The sequence below is a fragment of the Ruegeria sp. BE9 genome (assembly GCF_056538765.1).
This window is the reverse complement of record NZ_JBQFTS010000002.1, coordinates 639,348-656,022: the sequence shown is the minus strand read 5'-3', so window position 1 is coordinate 656,022 and position 16,675 is coordinate 639,348. Positions and strand designations below refer to the sequence as shown.

Below are 16,675 nucleotides of genomic sequence, written 5' to 3'. Positions count from 1 at the left end.
TTTAACGACCGTACATCTCCCATAGCGCCTCGGTTTCGGGGCGTTTAAGGCATCGAACGCGCGTCTGCTCCAAAGTTGGTTCAGAGCTGAAACGTTCCGGGAATAGCGTGCGAAGCTCATCGACATCTTCACGAGAGAAAGACAAGAGCGCCATATCTCCGAGAAACAAGCTTTCGGTCGGCAAACCATGCGACATAAGTATCGCGTGGCGGTTACAAGCAACGTGGAAATACGTCACCGCCTCATTGGACCGCACTTGTCTAATTGTTGTGTCATTCACCAAATGAATTGCCGCTACAAAAACCCTCGACTCACCGAACAGCAATTCAGCGCGCCAACCCTCGAGAACAATTCTGTGTTGCGGGGACACCCATAAATCTCGGTCAGGCAAACCGTCCCCAATTGCCCCTTTCTTAATGCAAACAGGGCGCAATCGCGGGTTTCGCTTCAAGGCTTCCGCACTCAGGGTCTTTTCACCGATCCACTGAATAGGCAGAAGCTCACCACTGGAAACACGAACCTTGTCGCCAACCGACAGTTCCTCGACAGGGCAAGGGCCATTTTCGGTTTCTATCAGCGTCCCCTTCACAAAACACGGTACCGTTCCTGCAGGCAGGTCGACTGTCACATTTAGAGTGGCATTATTACCGGCACCCGGCTGCCCTGTCGTTGCGTTTATTCGGACCGATAGTTGCGTATTAGGGGGGATATCAGCGCCCGGCGTAAGTTCAACGGTCAATACCCCACTAGGTGAAATTGAAACCGTATAGTCAGAAGAAGGCAATCCATCCGCATCTGTAACGGTGACGCTCCAAGTCACGGCTTTTGTTGTCGTATACAACTGCATGACAGAGGACGACCCATTTGGGATCGTGATCGAAGACGGACCTGAAATAACAAGAGACATCGTAAAACTTACTGCTTAACACCCAACGGAAACGATGCACGGAGGTTATCACGCATCGATTAACTCAACATTAATATTTTAATATCATAATTCAGCAGTTTGTTTTTGTTTGGGTCTTGATCATCAACTTACTTTGTTGATTTCTCTTAACTCGGCCCCGCTGCCTGACGCCCACCCCAAGCTGAAACTGCATCTACCCGCGTAACCGGGTCACGCAACGTCAACGGTTGCAGGCAGCACGTGGCCATTGGCCTGTTTCGATAGTTTTGCAGGGCGATTTTTCCCTTGCTCAAGGTTCGGATGAACGAGCAAGATAGCTTGTCGCGCACTTCTTTTGGGCCAGTTTCAAAGAGACATTCGCTCAGCTACTGGCTTGAGCCTCTTTCCCTTGCCCTTGCTCGCAATTTGCTGCACCACACAAGAGTTCAGACCCGGCAAACCGGGTCAAAGGATACGGACAACGCAAATGGCTGACAAACTAAGTGATAGTCAGCGCAAATTGCGTTATTTTCTTTGAGGTTTTGCGTTGCGCACCCCCGCTATTCTTACGCTGATTTCCTTATGCGGCCTATGTGCTGCTTTGATCTTCTCAGAATTATCAGAGTGGCTATTGCTTGCCGTGCCATGCTTGGTGGCGAGCCTGATCCTTTTGTTGTTGTCGTGGCGAAAGAGGGCCGCAACATCGGATAACTGGGTCATCGTAGATGGGTCCAATGTCATGCATTGGAGAGACGGCAAGCCTGATATCGAAACACTGCGCGAAGTCCTCACGGCGCTAACTGCAGCAGACTTGCAACCCGCTGTCGTCTTCGACGCTAATGCCGGATACAAGATTGCTGGCCTGTATTTGGGCGATCGCACATTTGGGGAACTCATCGGCCTGCCCGTCAATCGCGTGATGGTTGCCCCCAAAGGAACCCCCGCCGACCCCCTGATTCTGACCGCAGCACGCGATTACAACGCCCGCATCGTAACAAACGATCGGTTTCGTGACTGGTCCGAGGAATATGGGGACGTGATAGAGAGCGGACTTGTCCGGGGCGGATTTAGAAAAGGTAACCTATGGTTATCTCTGTAAGCTCAGCCTAAGAAGCAGCTCACAGGCCATATTCAGACAAATACCGCACCATCTAAGGCCAGTTTCAAAGAAACATCCGTTCAGCTTCTGGCTTGCGCCTCTTTCCCTTGCCCTTGCTCGCAATATGTTGCACCACACACGGGTTCAAACCCGGCAATGCGGGCCAAAGGATAAGGACAAGGCAAATGGCTGACGGATCGATTGATATCAACGCAAAACCGACCGAAGAGATTTCGGTTCGTGAGGTGTTCGGCATTGATACCGACATGGCGATCAAGGGCTTTGCTGAAACCAGCGACCGGGTTCCGGCTATCGACCCGACCTATAAGTTCGACCCGGAAACCACTTTGGCGATTCTAGCGGGCTTTTCCCACAATCGACGCGTGATGATCCAAGGCTATCACGGCACAGGTAAGTCTACCCACATTGAACAGGTTGCCGCCCGTCTCAACTGGCCTGCCGTGCGTGTGAACCTCGATAGCCACATCAGCCGGATCGACCTGATTGGTAAAGACGCGATCAAGCTGCGTGACGGTAAGCAGGTCACTGAGTTCCACGAAGGCATACTGCCGTGGGCGCTGCGCAACCCCGTCGCCATCGTGTTCGACGAATACGATGCAGGCCGTGCCGACGTGATGTTCGTGATCCAGCGCGTGCTGGAACATGACGGTAAGCTGACCCTTTTGGATCAGAACGAAATCATCACTCCGAACCCGAATTTCCGCCTGTTCGCCACCGCGAACACCGTGGGTCTGGGTGACACCACCGGCCTTTACCACGGCACCCAACAGATAAACCAAGCGCAGATGGACCGCTGGTCGCTGGTATCGACGCTGAACTACCTCAGCCACGATGCTGAAACGATGATCGTTCTGTCGAAGGCACCTCTGTACAACACAGCCGAAGGCCGCAAAACCGTAAGCCAGATGGTCACCGTTGCCGACCTGACTCGGACCGCCTTCATGAACGGCGACTTGTCGACTGTCATGAGCCCTCGGACCGTAATCAACTGGGCGCAAAATGCCGAGATTTTCCGCGACGTGGGTTACGCCTTCCGCCTGTCCTTCCTGAACAAATGCGATGAGCTGGAGCGTCAGACCGTCGCCGAGTTTTATCAGCGCTGCTTTGACGAGGAACTGCCGGAAAGCGCAGCAAGCGTGAGCTTGGGGTGACCATCGCCTTTGTCATAGCAACGGTCTGGGTCGTTTTCGATTCAGTTTGGTTGTTTGACAAAGTAGGCTGGAAAAGGGTGGAGCCGTCAGAAATGACAGAGCCACAATATGCCCACCTGACGCGGCTGCGCTGGGAGTGCTTGGCACTCTTTCTGACGGTAATGATCTGGAGCACGTTCATTGTCTAAACCAAACGACAACCCCGCTGATCCGTTCAAGAAGGCTCTGGCCGAGGCCACCAAGGTCATGGCCGACGACCCCGAGCTGTCAGTAAGCTATACCGTCGACCCATCCGGTCTTTCGGGTGAGTCGATGCGTCTGCCTCAGGTCAGCCGCCGCATGACCCGCGAAGAGGTGCTGTTGGCGCGCGGGACGGCGGATGCCTTGGCATTGCAGCGCAAATACCATGACGACGCGACCCACGCGCGTTATGCACCTCCGGGCGATATGGCTCGGGACCTTTATGAAGCGATGGAAGTCGCCCGGTGCGAGGCAATGGGCGCCAGGGATATGCCTGGCACCGCATCCAACATTGACGTCAAGATCGGCCACGAAGCTCTGCGGCGCGGATACGATCAGTGCAAGCAACCGGCGGACGCTCCATTGGCGGTGGCTGCGGGATACCTAATCAGACACCTTGCGACCGGGCGCGATTTGCCGCCAGCGGCAGAGAACATCATGAACCTCTGGCGCGGGTTCATTGAGGAGCAAGCCGGCGGTACGCTGGAAAACCTCGATGACATCCTCTCGGACCAAGCCGAATTTGCAAAGTTTGCACGCCAGATGATCAAGGATCTGGGATACGGCGACCAGCTGGGCGACGACCCGGATGAGTTGGACGACGAACAGGAAGATCAGGCCGAGGACGACGCTGAAGAACAGCCCGACCCCGACAGCACTGGTCAGGATGATCAAGACGAACAAGACGCAGACGCGACCCCTGAACAGACCCAGGAAGAGCAGCAAGATCAGTCGCAGGCCCAGGTCTCAATGGATGAGATGGCCGATGAAGAGATGGGTGATGAGGCTGAGATGCCCGAGGGTGAGGCTCCGCTGGAACCCCCTGCCCCTCCGCCAGCGTCCGAGGCTGATCCTGAGTACAAAGTCTATCTTAATACCCACGACGAAGAGATTGCCGCCGAAGATCTGGCTGAGCCGGCTGAACTGGAGCGCCTGCGCGCGTATCTGGACCAGCAGCTTGAACCATTGAAAGGCGCTGTAAGCCGTCTGGCAAACAAGCTGCAGCGCCGCCTGCAGGCACAGCAGAACCGCAGCTGGGAGTTCGACCGAGAAGAAGGTATTCTGGATGCGGGCCGACTGGCGCGCGTGGTGGCGAACCCGACCACGCCGCTCAGCTTTAAGGTCGAGAAGGACACCGAGTTCCGCGATACGGTGGTAACACTGCTTTTGGACAATTCGGGGTCCATGCGTGGCCGTCCGATTTCCATTGCTGCCATCTGCGCAGACGTTCTGGCCAGAACGTTGGAGCGGTGCAACGTGAAGGTCGAGATTCTCGGCTTTACCACACGTGCGTGGAAAGGCGGTCAGGCGCGCGAGGCTTGGTTGAACGATGGCCGCCCACAGCAGCCAGGACGACTGAACGACCTGCGTCACATCATCTATAAAGGCGCAGATGCACCTTGGCGTCGCGCCCGACCCAATCTGGGCCTGATGATGAAGGAAGGCTTGCTGAAAGAGAATATTGACGGTGAGGCCTTGGAATGGGCGCACCGCCGAATGTTGGCCCGGCGCGAACAACGTAAGATTTTGATGGTAATCTCGGATGGCGCCCCGGTCGATGACTCAACACTCAGCGTCAATCCGGCGAATTATCTGGAAAAGCACCTGCGCGACGTGATTGCGATGGTCGAAAAACGCAAGATGGTTGAACTGTTGGCCATCGGGATCGGCCACGACGTTACACGCTACTATGACCGAGCTGTGACGATCACGGACGTAGAACAGCTGGCTGGCGCAATGACCGAGCAGTTGGCGGCCTTGTTCGACAGCGACCCGCGTGCGCGCGCACGGGTGATGGGAATGAAAAAGGCCGGTTAAGACCGGCCTTGCCTCCTGTCTCAGGATTTTCCAAAAAAGACGAACAGGGTTAGAGCTCTGAATAAGAGAGGTATGTGATGTTTCAGTCCTTTGAAGTGACCGCGCGTCCGGAACAAGGTCCGCCGCGACTGGCTGCATTGCGTGAAGAAATCGCGCGCGAAGGGCTGGACGGATTTCTTGTTCCAAGAGCCGATGCTCACCAAGGTGAATACGTCGCGCCTCGGGATGAACGTTTGTCATGGCTGACCGGTTTTACAGGGTCGGCCGGTTTTTGCGCCGTTTTATCCCAAATAGCCGGTGTATTCATTGACGGGCGATATCGTACGCAGGTCAAGGCACAGGTCGCTTCGGAATACACGCCTGTCCCATGGCCCGAGGTAGGGCTGAGTTCTTGGCTGAAAGAGCAGCTGCCAGATGGTGGCAAGGTCGGGTTCGATCCTTGGCTTCACGCCGCTGGGCAGATCTCAGCCGCCCAAAAAGACCTTGCCGACAGCGGAATTGAACTGGTGCGTTGTGACAATCTCGTAGACCGGATTTGGCCGGATCAACCAGCCCCTCCTGCAAATCCTGTGAAAGCGCATCCTATTGAGTTTGCCGGTGAAACAGCAGACAGCAAGATCTCGCGCCTGGCGGAAGCTCTGAGCGAAGCAGACTGCACAGCAGCAGTGATCACCTTGCCGGATTCAATCATGTGGCTGTTGAACATCCGTGGCTCGGATATCGGGTACAATCCGGTGGCGCACGGGTTTGCCATTTTGCACGCCGATGGTCACGTAGAACTTTTTATGGACGAGAAAAAACTGAAGGGACTGGAATCGAACCTGCTAGATCAGGTAAAGTTGCTTGGCCCCGACGATTTTCTGGACGCCGCCTCCAAGCTAAATGGCAAGGTGCAAGTTGATCTGGGATCTCTGCCTCAGGCCGTTGCAGATGTTCTGAAAGACAAGATGGTAGATGGTGGCGATCCATGCGCGCTGCCCAAAGCCTGCAAGAACCCGGCAGAAATCGCAGGCAGCGCCGAAGCTCACTTGCGCGATGCCGTCGCCGTGATCGAAACCCTGTGTTGGTTGGACGCACAAGCCCCCGGCACCTTGACTGAAACGCAAGTTGTAACTCGGCTGGAAGAAAACAGACGTAAGGACAACGCGCTCCAGGATATCTCGTTCGATACGATCGCGGGTACAGGCGCGAACGGCGCCATCATGCATTACCGCGTGACAGAAGAGACCGACAGTCGTCTTGAAGATGGCCATATCCTTGTCTTGGACAGTGGCGGTCAATATCTGGATGGCACTACCGACATTACGCGCACAGTGGCCATTGGTGATGTCGGCGGCGAAGAAAAAGCCTGCTTTACCCGTGTGTTGAAGGGAATGATCAACATGTCGATGCTGCGCTGGCCCGTAGGGTTGGCAGGGCGTGACATCGAAGGCATTGCCCGAGCCCCTCTTTGGGTCGCAGGACAGGATTTCAATCATGGCGTCGGTCATGGCGTTGGTGCGTATCTGAGCGTGCATGAAGGCCCTCAGCGCTTGTCCAAGGTCAGTCACGTTCCACTGCAACCTGGTATGATTTTGTCTAACGAGCCCGGGTACTACCGCGAAGGTGCTTTTGGTATCCGCATTGAAAACCTTTTGGTGGTGCAAGAAGCCCCCCCTCTGCCCGGCGGCGACGATGAGCGCGCAATGCTGAACTGGCGCACACTAACCTATGTCCCTATCGATAAACGTCTGATCGTGGTCGATATGCTCACCGCCGATGAGCGTACGTGGCTAAACGCTTACCACCGCGACGTTGCGGAAAAGATCAGACCGAGACTGGGCGATGACGCTCAATTGTGGTTGGATGCCGCAACGGCGTCGATTTGACATCGCTTTGTTACATATACTGGGCACAGGAGAGGCCCAGACGAGACATGGGGAAGGAGCAGACATGACTGAAACAACGATCCGCAAAGCGCAAGGCAAATGGACAGTGCGTTCAGGCGGCGCAATTCTGGGCGAAAGCACAGGCGCGCTAGAGCTGCTGGAAGGTGATCTGGAACCGGTTATCTACTTTCCCCGTGCAGATATTGCGATGGCGTTTCTGGACGTCACTGACAAGATTACGCACTGCCCTCACAAAGGCGATGCAACGCATTTTTCGATCGTCAATAAGTCGTCAGTCACCGAAAATGCGGCCTGGAGTTACGAAGAACCGGTTTCAGCAATGGCCGAGATTAGAGGCTATGTTGCGTTCTACCCGGCCGAGTCGGTGAAAGTAGAACAGATTTAACCCTCCTCTCCTCAACGCCCCTTAGCCTCACAGGAAAAAACTCCCCAAGCGGATGAGCGCTGCGGAGCGGCCAAACGAACCGGAGCATAAAACCCTGTGCCAATTGGCTTCGTCTGAGTTCAATTGCGAATGGAAGCGAGGCCACTTTGCCTACTCTGTCACTGGGTCAACAGAGTTGTCCCCCAAAAACCTTTCTAAGCTAACGCAACCAATTACAGAGCTTTTAGACAGCTTCGGGACGATCGGCCCAACCGCAACCGCAACCGCAAATTGAGATATGCACTCCGCTCTCTGCGTCTTCACGAGGCTGTGGAGTGCATGTGAATTGATGGGCGTGCAGACTGTGCATGGATACCACCGGAGGATGCCATGTCGATCACACGCCGTAGTTTCGCAGGAATGTTGGCAGGGGCAGCGCTGCCGGGAATGCTCTGGGCCCAAGAGGACGCGGTACTGAACGCCGTACGAACGACACTGTACGGCAGCAATACCGAGTTTGAACAAGGAATGGCGTTTCTTGTGCAACGGGGCAATCCTGATGTCGTTCCAGCCTTGATCACCGGCATGCGATATGGCCGTCGGCGCAGCGATGAGATAGCCGACGTTATGCGCTCTCTTACCGGAGAGAGCATAGGCAACGACTGGTTCGATTGGATGCTGTGGCAGGAAAAGAACTCTCAGCTGGTTCCCCACCCCTCTCTGATCCCCTTCAAACGCGAAGTATTGCTAGGCATCGATGAGAACTTCGATGATTTCCTGCGCGTGGAATACCTGCAGCGCGATAAAATGAAGATCCGGCTAGAGGAGATTACATGGGGTGGTGTGTACAAGGATGGCATCCCCTCTTTGGACAACCCATCGCTGATACCTGCCTCGCGCGCTGACTATCTGAAAGATGACGATCTGGTCTTTGGTGTTTCGATCAACGGGGATGAACGCGCCTACCCGCTTCGAATTATGGGGTGGCATGAAATGTTCAACGAAGTGATCGGAGGCGTCCCCGTAGCATTGGCATATTGCACACTTTGCGGTTCAGGCATTCTGTTTGAAACGCAGGTGACGGGACGCAGGCGCCCCTTTGTTTTTGGCTCTTCTGGGTTTCTGTATCGCTCAAACAAACTGATGTTCGACCGCGAGACGCATTCGCTTTGGAACCAATACACTGGAAAGCCGGTTGTCGGCCCGTTGGTCGGCAGTGGGGTCGAACTGAAACAACGTCCTGTGGTCATTACAACATGGCAAAGTTGGAGGGCCTCGCACCCGAAAACCAAAGTTCTTTCGCTGCAAACAGGGCATCGACGAAACTATGGATCGGGTGTTGTTTACCGTGAGTACTTTGCTTCATCCGAACTGATGTTCCCTGCACTGGTGGATCAAACCGCACATCAGCAAAAGGATTATGTCTTTGCCATCCGTCAGTTTGGAGCGGCACGTGCGTGGCCGCTGGATGCCTTTAGTCGGACCCGAGTAATCAACGATGCCATCGCCAATCGCCCCCTGGTTCTAATCGGGAATCCAGATAAGCGAGCCGTTCGAGCTTACGAAAGGTCTTCGCACAAATTCACCGCATCTGATGGTGGGCTGGTCGACCAGGCCGGTCTGAAATGGACGGTAACCGAGGAAGCACTGGTGGGCCCAAGCGGGACACGCCTACCACGGGTCGCAGGACACATCTCTTATTGGTTCGCGTGGGACAATTACATGGGAGATGCCGCCACCGTTTACCCGGGTTAAGAGTGTTCTTCGGCAGCCGTAGCCGCCAACGCGCGGTTATATGCCTTGAGTGCATCGATATGATACAGCGCACCGACTGGCTTTTCTGTTCCATCTTCATCCACGACCACCACCGGAATGCAGGGGATATCGACCCGGTCAAAGAATGGCATTGCCGCTTCAAGCGTGGCGCTGGCCTGAACGCAGAGGCCTTGTTCAATAAGTTCCTGGGCCTCATTTTTGCTGATTGATCGCTCATCGCCGATCGGCCGCATCACAGCCCCAGCTCGCAGCATCGCAAGCAAGTAGGCCTGCGGCCCTGCTGCCAGATGCACGTCGCGCCGCTCTAACTGCGTCAAGAAGAAGGATCGATCCACAAGGCGCGATGCCAGAGCTGTGGACATCGAAACGGACACCATAACCGCCAGACCGATCTGCCAATCCCCGGTCAGTTCAAAGACGATCATCGTTGTTGAAATCGGAGCCCCTAGCACTGCTGCGGCCACAGCCCCCATCCCTGCGAAGGCGTACAATGTGTGCGTTCCCGATACATCCGGCAGCAGTCCAGTTGCGATGTAGCCAAAGGCGAGCCCGGTCAGTGCGCCGATCATAAGCGACGGAGAAAAAACGCCACCGCCCATACGCCCGCCCATAGTGATCGCAAGCGCAACGGTTTTAATCACCGCAAACAGAATGGCCACGGTCAATGTCAGGTCACCGGCCAACGCACGGATCGTCGTTTCATAACCAACGCCGATAATGTGCGGAAACCAGATTGCCAAAAGGCCAAGCATTGCCCCAGAGACCGCCGGACGCAGCCACCGCGGTAACGAAAGACGGCTTTGGATATGGCTACCGATATCCTCAGCAAAGAAGATCGAGCGCATCAGTAGCAACGAGACCAAACCGCAGATCAGCCCCAAGATAAGGAAGGCAGGTAGTTCCACATAGAATTGAAGCGAACCCGGGGTTTCCAAAACGAATTCGGTCACATCCCCGTATTCCAGCCGGTTGATCACTGTTCCAGCGACCGAGGCGATAACAATGGGTGCAAACGCGTGCACCGCAAAGTGGCGCAAAACAACCTCAAGCGCGAACAAGGCACCAGCAATCGGAGAGTTAAAGCTGGCGGAAACGGCCGCGGCGACCGCACATCCCAATAGATCCCGCCCCGTGATGCCGTCAGCATGAATTCTGTTGCTAACCCAGGTCGAGATTACCCCTGCCATATGCACGACCGGACCTTCCCGGCCCGTCGAACCGCCTGTGCTGAGGGTGATCAGAGAGGCAAAGAACGATGCAATACCTGCTTTGGTTTCTACTCTGCCGTCTGTTACAGCTGCGCCTTCGATCACATCGGCGACAGAACGCACCCGTCCGTCATCGGTGAAATTGTGCAGGATGATCCCAACGACCAACCCTCCGACAATCGGGGTAATAAGGATCAGGAACCAAGGCAGCTTCTCAGCGTGGCTGTGCAACAGCAGGATATCTTCGGTGTCGTAGACATAGGCTTGTAGGGCGCGGATGCCTTTTCGAAAGCCCAACGCCATGAAGCCTGCCGCAACCCCGATAGCCAGCGCGATGAACCAGAACTGAATCTGGCTGGGCCCGCGCCGTCGCATCACGCCCCACGCGTCTTTCGTGGCGGCCAGAGCTTGATTGAATTGCTTGCGCAAGACGGTGCGGGTTGATTGGGTCATTGGCCCTCGGGGATCAATACATAACCCTTAGTAAGCCACGGAGCGTCCTGATAAAAGTGGGATCACGACGGTTTGGGAAACGGAAAACGGCAGAATTAACTCAGGCGTCCAAAAGGGCGCGCGCGGCGGCGCGGGCCTCTTCGGTGATGGTGTCACCTGCAACCATTCGGGCAATTTCGTCTACTCGGTCAGGGTCGGCCAGAGGTATGACTGTCGACAGGGTCTGTCCGTCAGTTACTTGTTTCTGAACTCTCCAATGATGAGCTGCACGAGCAGCCACCTGCGGAGAGTGCGTCACGACCAGCACCTGACCGCCGTGGGCCAGTGACGCCAAACGCCGCCCGACCGCATCTGCCGTCGCTCCGCCGACACCCCGATCAATTTCATCAAAGATCATGGTGCGCGCACTGTCATCACCAGTCAGGCAAACTTTTAGTGCCAGCAGGAAACGGCTGAGTTCTCCGCCCGAAGCGATTTTATTCAACGGGCCAGAGGGCGCACCAGGGTTAGTGGCAACAGTGAAGGCAACGGCGTCGACACCCTCGGGGCCAGGATCGGCGGCAGTGATTTCGGTTTGAAACACAGCGCGCTCCATCTTTAGGGGCGCGAGTTCAGTCATTACCGCGGCATCCAACTGTCCTGCAGCTTGCCGGCGCGCTGCACTAAGATCAGCGGCAGCCTTATCGTAAGCAACTTGAGCAGCCTCAACCGCGGCGCGTTGATCAGCCAGATCGGCGTCCCCCGCATCCAATCGATTCAACCGATCACGCAAAGTGTCCGCAAAAGACCCAAGATCGTCCGGAGCCACGTCGTGCTTACGTGCCAGTGCGCGAATTGCGAACAAGCGCTCTTCGGCGGCTTCAAGTTCCGCCGGATTGAAATCCAGCGCCTGAAGACACGCATTTACACCGTCTTGAGCCTCGCCCAACTCAATCAGAGCACGGCCTAGCGCCGCGATAGGTTCTTCTAGCTGTCCGCCAGCGTTATCCGAAACACCTTCCAGCCAGCGAACTGAATCGGACATAGCGCCCTCGGCCCCGTCTCCTCCAAGAAGGTCAAAAGCTCTTGCGACATCGTCGCGAATGCGTTCGGCGCCCTGCATCATACGCCGCCGAGCGTCTAATTCGGCGTCCTCACCGGGCTGCGGGTCCAGCTTATCCAGCTCGGCGACCGCATGGCGGAGGAATTCTTCTTCGGCACGCATCGCGGCGAGCGACGCTTCGGTCTCGGCCAAAGCCTTGCGCACGCGGGACATGTCCGTCCATGCAGCGCGCACGGTTGCAAGATGGTTCCCTGCCCCGGCATAGTCATCCAGCATCGTCCGGTGCCCACGTGGGTTCAGCAACCCCCGGTCATCATGCTGGCCATGTAATTCAATCAGTGTTTCGGACAGTGCACGTAACACCTCACCCGAACAGCGACGATCATTGACCCAAGCGGTTTTGCGCCCCTCAGAGGTGTTGACGCGGCGCAGGATCAGTTCTTCACCACCAGGCAAACCAGCTTCGGCCAAAATTGCATGTGCTGGATGGTCTGGCCCAAGCTCGAACTCGGCCACAACCTCACCCTGTGCGGCGCCCTGACGAACCAATTCGGCCCGGCCACGCCATCCCAGAACGAACCCCAGAGAATCCAAAAGGATCGATTTCCCCGCACCGGTTTCTCCGGTCAAAGCGTTAAGGCCCGGCTGAAACGTCAGTTCCAACCGGTCAATGATCAGCATGTCGCGGATATCGAGGGCGCGCAGCATCGGGTCTTAGCGTCCCACCCCATTAGTCATGGCGATTACAACCACTCACCTTTGATCGTCTGGCGGTAGATCTGGCTGAGCCAGTTGTTGCCGCGGCTCTTCAGCTCCAACCCGCGCGAAGTCAGCAGTTTGTAACCTGCGTCATACCACTCGGACGACTGATAGTTATAACCCAGAATAGCACCGGCTGACTGAGCTTCATCCACCAAACCCAGCGATAGATAGGCCTCGATCAAACGATAGAGAGCTTCGGCAGTGTGGGTGGTTGTCTGGAAATCCTCGACCACGACGCGGAACCGGTTTATGGCCGCTGTGTAATGATCCTGGCGCAAGTAATAGCGCCCAATTTCCATCTCTTTCCCAGCCAGATGGTCGAAGGCCAGGTCGAACTTCAATACAGCAGATGTGGCGTATTCGCTGTCGGGGTACACTTCGATCACGGTACGCAGAGATTGCAGAGCTTGGAAGGTCAGCCCCTGATCGCGTCCAACTTCGTCAATCTGGTCATAGTAGCTGAGAGCCAGTAGATACTGCGCATACGCCGCGTCTTCGTCAGTGGGGTAAAAGTCGATATACCGCTGTGCTGATGCCCGGCTTTCTTCGTAGTTCTTATCCGCATGGAAAGAGAACGCTTGCATGATCAGTGCGCGCTTGGCCCAGTCGGAATATGGATACAGGCGCTCTACTTCGCCAAAATACCACGCAGCATCATCCGAGCGGTTCTGAGACAGCTCATACTCTCCACGCGTGAAGATCTGTTCTGGAGTGAACCCTTCGAGGTTCTGATCGCGGTCTGCGCCTTTGCTGTCGCATGCCGTCAAAACTGCTGCCAGAAGAATCGCGCTCGCGAATCTGACTGCCGCTTTGGTGCCAACCATTCCGCCTATCCTTGTCGTATTGCTTATCGAGGCAAGCCCCGGATTGGGCTTTGGTTTAGCACATATAATTCCGGTGCAAAACGCCTTAGTAGGTCCGTTGGCGGAATTGTCTACAGAGTTGATCTAATCACGCCACTTCTGGGATTTCGTCCCAGACCAAGCCCTGACCCGGCAAACGCGCAGCCTGTTCAGGCGTGCAAAGGATCGGACGAACCGCGCCAGGTGTCTCGAACAGCTTACGCAGCAGTGTATTGGTCATCGCGTGACCCGACTTGTCGCCAGTAAAGCGGCCCAGAATCGGACCTCCGGCCAAGTACAAGTCGCCAAGAGCATCTAGCATCTTGTGACGTACAGCCTCATCCGCGTGGCGGAAACCACCCGGAGTCAATACTTCGTCGCCTTGAACCACTACCGCGTTTTCAAGTGTGCCACCCAGAGCCAAGCCGTTTTCGCGCATGGCTTCTACATCAGTGCGCCGGCAGAAAGTACGGCAATCGCTGAGTTCACGTGCAAACGAACCATTACGCATATCGAGCGTCTTGGTCTGGCTGCCGATGGCGCCGTCCTCGAAATCAATATGGAAGTCGATAATCAGCCCATCCGCAGGAGCGATCGACGCCGTTGCGCCCTCACGTGCAGCAGTCACAGGCTTCAACACCTCGAACGCCAGAACCGGGCTAGCCTGACGGCGCACACCTTTTGCAACGATGCCACGCACGAAATCGATCGAAGACCCATCCATAATCGGGACCTCGGGTCCATCAATTTCAATCAGGGCGTTGTGAACACCGCACCCTGCAAGGGCGGCCATGATATGCTCGACGGTTGAAACAGACACACCAGCGTCATTCACCAACCGCGTGCACAGCGGAGTCCGCTCCACCACGTCATAGATGGCAGGGATGAGCGCGTTGCCCAGCTCAATATCCGTCCGTTTGAACCAGATGCCATGTCCGGCCGCGGCCGGTTTCAGAACCATCGTAGCTGGCTTTCCGCCGTGCAGTCCGACGCCGGTAAACGTGATCGAAGATTTGAGCGTATGTTGCAAGGTGAACCTCGGTGAGTGGTGTCCGGCCTTATCGGTCCGTGTTGGACATTCAGTTAAGGAAGCAAGGATCAAGGCTCAACTCACTCTTTGTAACTGAATGAAACATCTATGTAACAGATCGGCAAAACCCTGCTTACACCCCGTTAAAACCCTAATTTTAAAAAGAAAAGGGCCGCCAGACGGCGACCCCTTAAAGCTAATTTGTTACCGCGATCAGTTGGCTTGACGGCGCAGGAAGGCGGGAATTTCGATCCGATCCTGCTCGGGGTCAGCCTCTTCATGTGCAGGTGCCGTAGCGTCAGCTTGGCGCACTGGAGGCTGCTGACGCACTGGCTGAGCCGGTGTATCTGCCGCGTGTCCAGTCATCCGGTCAATCAGCCGATTAAAGCCAAACCGGGGCCGATCTTGAGCGTCGGCTTGGTGTGACGGAGCTTGCTGCACCGGTGTTGGCTGCGGTGCTGCGCTGCGAGCCATGGATGGGTTACGCTCCGATGCCGGTACGTTTTGCACAGCGGCTTGCAAACGTTGCAGGGCTTCAGGCGACGGCGTGCCCGCAGCAGGCTGCGGATGCGGTGCGACGAAGCTCTCAGGTGCTGGCTCAACCGGTTCGGGGGTCGGCTCAAACTCAGCAACGCGAGGCTGGTACGCTGGGGGCGGCAAGCCATCGTCATCTTGCTCAACGCGGGGCTGGAACTGCGGCTGCGCTGGCTCTTCTGTCGTTTCGAACAGGGAAGGTTCACGGTTCACTTCGGCCTGCGGCGCCGGCTCTGCGACTTCTGCTGCTACAGCGGGGGTCTCTTCCTGCAGCGGCTCTTCTGCCGAAACGGTGCGTGTCAGCGGTGCAGACATCGAGCGGCGAGCAACCGGTACTTCTTCGCTCTTTTCGCTGGCGTCGATACCTGTGGCCACAACCGATACGCGCATACCGCCTTCCATCGCGGTGTCCAGAGTCGAACCAACGATGATGTTCGCCTCGGGGTCCACTTCTTCACGAATACGGTTCGCAGCCTCGTCCAGCTCGAACAAGGTCAGGTCGTGCGAACCGGTGATGTTGATCAGCACACCCTTGGCGCCCTTGAGGCTGATTTCGTCCAGCAGCGGGTTGGCAATCGCCTTCTCAGCCGCCTGAACCGCGCGATCCTCACCAGTAGCTTCACCGGTACCCATCATTGCTTTGCCCATCTCGTCCATCACGGCGCGAACGTCGGCAAAGTCCAGGTTGATCAGGCCCGGACGGACCATCAGGTCAGTCACACCCTTAACGCCCTGATACAGAACGTCGTCCGCCATCGAGAACGCCTCGGTGAAGGTGGTCTTTTCGTTGGCCAGACGGAACAGGTTTTGGTTCGGAATGATGATCAGCGTGTCGACGACCTTTTGCAGCATCTCAACGCCGTCTTCGGCCTGACGCATACGCTTAGCGCCTTCGAACTGAAACGGCTTGGTCACGACACCTACGGTCAGAACACCCAGTTCACGTGCAGCTTGCGCGATGATCGGAGCCGCACCAGTTCCGGTGCCACCACCCATGCCTGCTGTAATAAAGCACATGTGCGCGCCCGCGAGGTGATCAACAATCTGCTCGATGCTTTCTTCGGCTGCAGCGGCACCTACGGTGGGGCGGGCCCCTGCACCCAGGCCTTCTGTAACCTTAACGCCCAGCTGCACACGCGCCGAAGACTGGCTCTGTTGCAATGCTTGCGCATCAGTGTTGGCGACTACGAAATCAACGCCGTCCAACTGTTTTTCGATCATGTTGTTGACAGCGTTGCCGCCTGCACCACCAACGCCAAATACTGTAATCCGAGGCTTCAGTTCGTCGTGCCCGGGCATCGAAAGATTCAATGTCATGCTCTGTCCGCCTGTTTTATTTACCCGCCAAAGCGGTGTTTTTCTTACCTATCCTCTTACAATCCTACCGTTCGAAACGACAAACGTCACGCCAAAAATCGCGCGAAACTACAAAATATGGAGGAAATAAGGCGATCGCCGGCGGCATTTCGTATTGTTTGCCAGATGTTGCGGAAAAAACTCAACGCACCACAAAACAAGCGACAAGCGCACCGCGGAGGGACACAGTTATCACGTACAGAT

The 16,675-nt window shown here is 56.1% G+C and carries 12 protein-coding genes; 6 read left to right on the top strand and 6 right to left on the bottom strand.

Translation table 11 applies throughout. From position 1 onward, the window contains the following. Nucleotide 1: 1 nt before the first annotated feature. Nucleotides 2-907, bottom strand: coding sequence for a Hint domain-containing protein (locus tag ACR0EO_RS09860; protein WP_480689370.1), 906 nt, complete (start codon nucleotides 905-907; stop codon nucleotides 2-4). Nucleotides 908-1,526: 619 nt separating this feature from the next. Between ACR0EO_RS09860 and ACR0EO_RS09855 the strand changes: the two genes are divergently transcribed. From ACR0EO_RS09855 to ACR0EO_RS09830, 6 genes are all read left to right on the top strand, one after another. After that, a complete protein-coding gene (locus tag ACR0EO_RS09855; protein ID WP_480689756.1) occupies nucleotides 1,527-1,985 on the top strand; it encodes an NYN domain-containing protein in 459 nt (152 codons plus the stop codon). Nucleotides 1,986-2,170: 185 nt separating this feature from the next. Further along, nucleotides 2,171-3,157, top strand: coding sequence for a cobaltochelatase subunit CobS (gene cobS, locus ACR0EO_RS09850; RefSeq protein WP_480689368.1), 987 nt, complete (start codon nucleotides 2,171-2,173; stop codon nucleotides 3,155-3,157). A 180-nt stretch (nucleotides 3,158-3,337) separates the two neighbouring features. Next, complete coding sequence (cobT, locus tag ACR0EO_RS09845; protein WP_480689366.1) at nucleotides 3,338-5,215, top strand: cobaltochelatase subunit CobT; 1,878 nt, start codon at nucleotides 3,338-3,340, stop codon at nucleotides 5,213-5,215. A gap of 77 nt (nucleotides 5,216-5,292) precedes the next feature. Further along, a complete protein-coding gene (locus ACR0EO_RS09840) occupies nucleotides 5,293-7,083 on the top strand; it encodes an aminopeptidase P family protein (RefSeq protein WP_480689364.1) in 1,791 nt (596 codons plus the stop codon). A 64-nt stretch (nucleotides 7,084-7,147) separates the two neighbouring features. Then, a complete protein-coding gene (locus tag ACR0EO_RS09835) occupies nucleotides 7,148-7,489 on the top strand; it encodes a DUF427 domain-containing protein (protein WP_480689362.1) in 342 nt (113 codons plus the stop codon). Between the two features lie 369 nt (nucleotides 7,490-7,858). Next, on the top strand, nucleotides 7,859-9,223 hold the full coding sequence (locus ACR0EO_RS09830; protein WP_480689360.1) for a DUF3179 domain-containing protein: 1,365 nt from the start codon (nucleotides 7,859-7,861) through the stop codon (nucleotides 9,221-9,223). Here the strand turns inward: ACR0EO_RS09830 and ACR0EO_RS09825 are convergent. From ACR0EO_RS09825 to ftsZ, 5 genes are all read right to left on the bottom strand, one after another. Continuing rightward, the gene (locus tag ACR0EO_RS09825; protein ID WP_480689358.1) at nucleotides 9,220-10,905 is read right to left on the bottom strand and encodes a chloride channel protein; all 1,686 of its coding nucleotides are present in this window, start codon (nucleotides 10,903-10,905) and stop codon (nucleotides 9,220-9,222) included. The genes ACR0EO_RS09830 and ACR0EO_RS09825 overlap by 4 nt on opposite strands. A 100-nt stretch (nucleotides 10,906-11,005) precedes the next feature. Beyond that, nucleotides 11,006-12,655 carry a DNA repair protein RecN gene (gene recN, locus ACR0EO_RS09820; RefSeq protein ID WP_480689356.1) on the bottom strand — a complete coding sequence of 550 codons (1,650 nt, stop codon included), beginning with the start codon at nucleotides 12,653-12,655 and terminating at the stop codon, nucleotides 11,006-11,008. 35 nt (nucleotides 12,656-12,690) lie between these two features. Next, nucleotides 12,691-13,533, bottom strand: a complete 843-nt coding sequence (locus tag ACR0EO_RS09815) for an outer membrane protein assembly factor BamD (protein ID WP_480689354.1) — start codon at nucleotides 13,531-13,533, stop codon at nucleotides 12,691-12,693. 127 nt (nucleotides 13,534-13,660) lie between these two features. Further along, nucleotides 13,661-14,581: a UDP-3-O-acyl-N-acetylglucosamine deacetylase gene (lpxC, locus tag ACR0EO_RS09810; RefSeq protein ID WP_480689352.1), complete on the bottom strand. Its 921-nt coding sequence runs from the start codon at nucleotides 14,579-14,581 to the stop codon at nucleotides 13,661-13,663. Nucleotides 14,582-14,794: 213 nt separating this feature from the next. Then, a complete protein-coding gene (gene ftsZ / locus ACR0EO_RS09805) occupies nucleotides 14,795-16,432 on the bottom strand; it encodes a cell division protein FtsZ (RefSeq protein ID WP_480689350.1) in 1,638 nt (545 codons plus the stop codon). Nucleotides 16,433-16,675 lie beyond the last annotated feature (243 nt).

What these genes read in the sequence shown, in the direction of transcription:
- ACR0EO_RS09860 (WP_480689370.1), bottom strand. Translation starts at nt 907, where the DNA reads ATGTCTCTTGTTATTTCAGGTCCGTCTTCGATCACGATCCCAAATGGG.
- cobS (WP_480689368.1), top strand. Translation starts at nt 2,171, where the DNA reads ATGGCTGACGGATCGATTGATATCAACGCAAAACCGACCGAAGAGATT.
- ACR0EO_RS09840 (WP_480689364.1), top strand. Translation starts at nt 5,293, where the DNA reads ATGTTTCAGTCCTTTGAAGTGACCGCGCGTCCGGAACAAGGTCCGCCG.
- ACR0EO_RS09835 (WP_480689362.1), top strand. Translation starts at nt 7,148, where the DNA reads ATGACTGAAACAACGATCCGCAAAGCGCAAGGCAAATGGACAGTGCGT.
- ACR0EO_RS09830 (WP_480689360.1), top strand. Translation starts at nt 7,859, where the DNA reads ATGTCGATCACACGCCGTAGTTTCGCAGGAATGTTGGCAGGGGCAGCG.
- ACR0EO_RS09825 (WP_480689358.1), bottom strand. Translation starts at nt 10,905, where the DNA reads ATGACCCAATCAACCCGCACCGTCTTGCGCAAGCAATTCAATCAAGCT.
- recN (WP_480689356.1), bottom strand. Translation starts at nt 12,655, where the DNA reads ATGCTGCGCGCCCTCGATATCCGCGACATGCTGATCATTGACCGGTTG.
- ACR0EO_RS09815 (WP_480689354.1), bottom strand. Translation starts at nt 13,533, where the DNA reads ATGGTTGGCACCAAAGCGGCAGTCAGATTCGCGAGCGCGATTCTTCTG.
- ftsZ (WP_480689350.1), bottom strand. Translation starts at nt 16,432, where the DNA reads ATGACATTGAATCTTTCGATGCCCGGGCACGACGAACTGAAGCCTCGG.